Source organism: Polyangium sp. 15x6 (assembly GCF_029960785.1).
Classification (GTDB): domain Bacteria; phylum Myxococcota_A; class Polyangia; order Polyangiales; family Polyangiaceae; genus Polyangium.
The window spans coordinates 1-5,074 of the sequence record NZ_JASBQE010000214.1 but is presented as its reverse complement, the minus strand read 5'-3'; the positions used below and the strand labels follow the sequence as shown (position 1 = coordinate 5,074).

General features: G+C 70.4%; 3 protein-coding genes and 1 pseudogene. All 4 read right to left on the bottom strand.

Features of this window, described 5'->3' with window-relative positions; all coding sequences use genetic code 11:
- Positions 1-1,264 (bottom strand): DUF2169 domain-containing protein (locus QHF83_RS52825; protein WP_282425793.1); only part of this gene is annotated, 1,264 nt, incomplete at its 3' end.
- A gap of 197 nt (positions 1,265-1,461) precedes the next feature.
- Positions 1,462-2,754, bottom strand: coding sequence for a matrixin family metalloprotease (locus QHF83_RS52820; protein ID WP_282425792.1), 1,293 nt, complete (start codon positions 2,752-2,754; stop codon positions 1,462-1,464).
- Positions 2,755-2,836: 82 nt separating this feature from the next.
- Positions 2,837-3,751: a hypothetical protein gene (locus QHF83_RS52815; protein ID WP_282425791.1), complete on the bottom strand. Its 915-nt coding sequence runs from the start codon at positions 3,749-3,751 to the stop codon at positions 2,837-2,839.
- A 245-nt stretch (positions 3,752-3,996) separates the two neighbouring features.
- Positions 3,997-5,074: pseudogene (locus tag QHF83_RS52810) on the bottom strand (hypothetical protein); the annotation flags it as partial.

Sequence of the window (5,074 nt, the reverse complement as noted above, 5' to 3'; positions counted from 1 at the left end):
GCGGTGGCGCATACAGCGGCGGCGCGGCCGGAGACGCAGGGGCAGGCGCGCTGAGCGACGAGGCCGGCGCGCTCAGGAAGGGCAGGCGCCCGCCGGGCGCGGGGGGGCGGGCCGGCGCCTCGGGCGCGGCGCCGGGCGTCGACTGGAAAGGCAAGACGCGCCCGGTCGCGGCGGCCTGCGCGAGGCTCGGGTCGGCGATCGTCATGGCCTGCGGCGGCCCGGGCTTCGTGGATTTCGCCTCCGCCTCGTCGTTCGGCGGGATCGATTTCCGCGGTCGCGAGGCCGCTTCGGGCGCGGCCGCGGACGGCCCGCCGTCGAGCCAGATCCTCACGTCGCCCGGCTCGTCGCGCTGGCGCATGGGGATCTGCGCGCGGAACGTCAGCGTGCAGAGCAGCCGATCGGTGTCGATCCACAAGGTATCGGCGCGCATCGGCTGCGCGGCCCCGCCGCGGCCCTCGACCAGGAACACGGGCTGAAGGCCCGGCAGGTTCGTGACGAGCCGCGGCACGCTCGGGTGCAGGTTTTCGAGGATGAGCCGCGCGTTCGGAGGCAGGAAATCGGTCTGCTGATCCGGCGGCGCCGCATTGAAATAGCGGAAATCGAAGCCGTCGGGGACGTGCGATTCGTACCAGCGCTCGGGCAAGCTGCTCCGGGCGAGCGCGCCGAGTCGCTCGCGCCGGGAGGGCCACCCAGGCGCGAGCGGGCCGAACCCGACGGGCTCGACGAAATCGGCGGGGGCGCGGACCGTGACGCCCGGCCACGTGATGTTCGGAACGCGCACGCGCCCCATTCCGTCGGCCCATCCCGCGCGCACGCCGACCGGATTCGCCGTGTCCGGGCCGCCGCCGGCCCGCTCGTAGACGAGCGGCATGCGCGTGAAGCGTTGACCTTCGGCGAGGGATCCGTCGGGCTGGAACCATCGATCCAGGGTGACCTCGATCGACTTGTCGACCTCGCCGACGATGAGCCGCGCGACGACCGAGCGCGCGGGGACCTGCTGCGGCGCGTGCGCGGAGCCGACGAGGAGCACGTCCGCGCGGGGCTTGAAGGGGACGAGGTCGCCGGGCGCGCGCAGGCTCCGGTTCGAGTCGTCGTCCCAGTGCTCGTCGGCGGAGGTGATGTCTTCTTGCGCCTCGGCGAGCTGGGACGTGCCCGGCGCGAGGGAGAACGTCGCCTTGCAGACGAGCGTGAACACCCACCCCTGCGAGCGGTTCGGCCAGACCAAAGGCGCACAAGGGAACGGGGCGTTCGAGACGATTTTCATTGGTCCTCCAAAAGATCTAGGCGGGGCGGGGGGAGCTTGTCAACGCCGCGATTCTTCCCGCGGACGGCCCTCGCGTGGGCGGGGAGGGCGAGGGGGAACCCAGGCTACGCGCAGGGGGGTGGAGGATGCCCCCCCGCGCATGCGCCTGGCCTCACCTCAGCGGCGGCGAACGGGGGCGCCGCCGCATGTCGTCTCGCTCAATGGCAGCAGGTATTGCTGGCCCAGGCGACGCCGCCGCCGGCCCGGTAGATCACGACGTTGCCGTCATTCTGCACGGCGAGATTGGCGTAGTAATTCGACGACCCGGCCGTGCCCGTGGCCCACACGGGCTGGCCCGAGGACTTGTAGATGACGAGGTTGCCGTCCTCCTGCATGATCGCTCGGTCGCCGCCCTTGCCGTTCGTGCCCGAGGCCCAGAGCGCGCTGCCACCCTGGTAGAGCACGAGGTTACCGTCGCCCTGGAACTTGAGCTGGAAGCGGCCGTCGCACGACCAGACCGATTGCTCCGCCCCGAGCCCCTGGCCGGAAGAAAGCCAGCCGCAGCCCGACGGCGACGCATACGCGGCGTAACGCGACCAGATGCCGGCGCGATCGTCGTCCGCGAGCGAGGTGTCGTTGCCGGTGTAATAGGCGTACATGGTCGCGGCCGACTCGGCCGAATGGCCGAGGCCGAGGGCGTGACCGACCTCGTGCAGGGCGACGGTCTCCAGGTATGCCGAGGACCAGCCTTCCGCGTCGTCGAAATGCACGTCGCCTCCGAGGCCGCCGCCCGGCGAATAGGCGTGGGCGAGGACGCCGGACGAGCCGTCGAATGCGCTGCTGCAGCCATGGCTGCCCGTGTAGAACCCGAACGAGATGTTCTCGCCCGAGCTCACCTCGGAGAAGCTGAAGCTCGAGGAGGATCGCCACGAGAAGAGCGCGTTCTCGATCGCGGAGCGGACCGAGGCCTGGCTGAAGTCCGAGGTGTAGTTCGCGAATCGATAGGTCAGAGCCGTCGACGACCAGGTCCCGCCGAAGTGCGTGTAGGGGTTCTCGATGTCGAAGGTCGGCACGACGCTCGGCGGATCGTAATAATCGGGGTGGCTGCAGCGCGGCATCTGCATGATCCGCTGCGTCTCGGCGTCGACGACGCCGGTCACGGGCAGGCCTTGCTGGGCCTGGTAGAGGCGCACGCCTTCTTCGAGGGCCTCGTCGAAGAGCTCCGGATCGGCCGGCTCGCGCGAGACGGCGGGCGTCCAGTCGGGGTAATGCTCGGCGAGCTCCTCGTTTTGATAATAACCGTACTTGCGCAGGTACTCGTAGACCGCGCGCACGTCCTCACCCCGCGCGCCGAGCCCGAGGCCCGCCGAGGCCTCGGAATCGAGGGCCGTTTCGTCGCCGAGCGTCGTGACGTCGTCGCCCGCGCATCCCACGAAGGTCGTCGTGGCGGTAATGGCGAGGGGAGCGAGAACAAGAGCGAGGCAGAAGTCGAAGCGGTTCGTCGAGGCCATGGGATTCATTCTCCGTATGCGAGGGATGCCAGCCTTAATCGCAACGGGCATGCCACGGCGGCGGGGGGCGGGGTGGACGGGGCTATCCCGGCGGAAGGAATGAGGTTTTGGGGGTCGGGACGGGGGGCGCGGCGTCGGGGCGTGTCGAACGTTGGAGGTGCCAGCCTCCAGGCATGGAGGTGGGAACCGCCAACGCGCGCCCGGCGGACGGGGATGGCGCCGGGGCGGATACGCTTGCCGGAAGGGCGCTCGGTCCGAGGGGAGATCCGTGCACACGGTACCTTGTGGCTCGGGGATTGCTGCGAGGGAAGCGGACGCGCGAGCTAGCCAAACGCACGCGCGCGGAAAGGGGGGCATCATGAGAAAGGTGGTCGTGATGGGAGCGGCGGCTACGCTGCTGCTCGTGGGCTGCCGGACCGAGCGCGGCGAAGGGAGGGCACTCGGGGCCGACAGAAGCCAACAGGGCACCGCGCAACAAGGCTCCCAGCAGCAGCCACGAGGCGCCGCGCAGGAGCAAGGGGCTGTGCAGCAAGGGGCTGTGCAGCAGGGCGCGGGGCAGCAAGGCGCTGGGCAGCAGGGTGCTGTGCAGCAGGGGGCTGGGCAGCAAGGCGCTGGGCAGCAAGGCGCTGTGCAGCAAGGGGCTGGGCAGCAGGGCGCGGGGCAGCAAGGGGCTGGGCAGCAGGGTGCTGGGCAGCAAGGCGCTGTGCAGCAAGGCGCTGTGCAGCAAGGCGCTGGGCAGCAAGGTGCTGGGCAGCAAGGGGCTGGGCAGCAAGGCGCTGTGCAGCAACGGGCCGGGCAGCAGGGCGCGGGACAGCAACGGGCCGGGCAGCAAGGCGCTGTGCAGCAACGGGCCGGGCAGCAAGGCGCTGTGCAGCAACGGGCCGGGCAGCAAGGCGCTGTGCAGCAACGGGCCGGGCAGCAAGGCGCTGTGCAGCAACGGGCCGGGCAGCAGGGCGCGGGGCAGCGCAGTTCTGGCCAGCGAGGCGCTGGACAGCAAGCAGGCTCGGGGACGCAGGGCGGCGCCACGCAGGGCGGTGGACAGCGCTGAGTCGAACCGTGCCCTCCCTGGCGTTCGACGAGCCGGGCAGGGTCTTCCAGACTCTTCCTCCTCTTCCCCATCAGTGAGCCGGAGGATGCTAGCGAGAAGGAAGAGCCGAGCTCGAAGTTGCCGCGTCCAACGGTTGCGTTTCCCCACCCCCCGACATCGGGAGGCTTTTGCCGGAGCAAAAGCCTCCCGATCCGCTACTGGCATTCGCCGAAGTCCGTGTAGCCGTCGATGAAGTACGGGGAGCAGGACTTCCCACCGGAGCAGGGGTGTGCGTCGTCGCAATACGCGAGGCAGCGTTTGTTGCCGTCGCCCCCGGAGAACTGGACGCCGCACCGAGCATTCACGCCGCAATCGGCGTCCCACTGGCAGATCTCGCCGACGGCCACGGGGCCGGCGTGGCCGCACGCGAAGCCGCCGGCGCCAGAGATGTCCACGATTCCGTCGTTCGTGAGGGAATTGCGGTCGCGACACGTCGAGCCCGCCTCGCAGCCATTGCTGAAGGGCGTACAGGTCGGGATGCAGACACCGGCCAGGGGCGAACCGGTCCAGTAGGCGAGGCACAGCTCGTTGGCGTCGCAATCGCTCTTCTTGGCGCAGTACTCCCGGCAGGCGAAGTTGTTCGGCGCCTTGGCGTCGTCGGTGCAGAGCAGGCCCGGGGCGCAGTTGTCTTCGCCGAAGGCGGTCCGCGTGCACGCAGCGCCCTCCGCGACGGCGCCGCCCACGGCCTCGCATACCGAGAAGTAAGTCTTCTTTTGCCCGGCGGGGTCGACCAGCGTGCATTCGCTGCCGGCGCCGCAGTTCTGTCCCACGAGGTCGCAGCAGGCGCTCGTGGCGCCGGCCGGGAGGGCCTGCGCGGGGAGCGCCATGGCCGTGGTGCAGGTGCTGTCCGCCATGGTGACGGTGCAATTCAGCGCCAGGCTTCCATTCTCGCGCTTGGCGGTGCATTCGTAGGGAAACTTCGTGGAGAGGTGGGAGAGCTCGCCCGAGAAGGTTGCGATGTCCCCGTCCACGGTGCCGGTCATCACGCCCATGTTGGTGCCGACGGTGAGTGTGCAGTCGTTTTGCGCGACGCATGCGCTCTTGAGGAGCGCCGCCATGGGGCACGAGGTCTGCTCCGTCACGACGTAGGTGCCATTGAAATCGGCGCAAGCCGGGCCACCGCCGCCGGCGCCGCCGGACCCACCGGAGCCGCCCGTGCCACCGGCACCACCGGAGCCGCCGACGCCACCCGCGCCGCCAGCGCCGCCGGAGCCGCCCGAGCCGCCCGCGCCG

Coding starts and splice junctions, on each gene's coding strand:
- QHF83_RS52820 (WP_282425792.1), bottom strand. CDS start 2,754: ATGGCCTCGACGAACCGCTTCGACTTCTGCCTCGCTCTTGTTCTCGCT.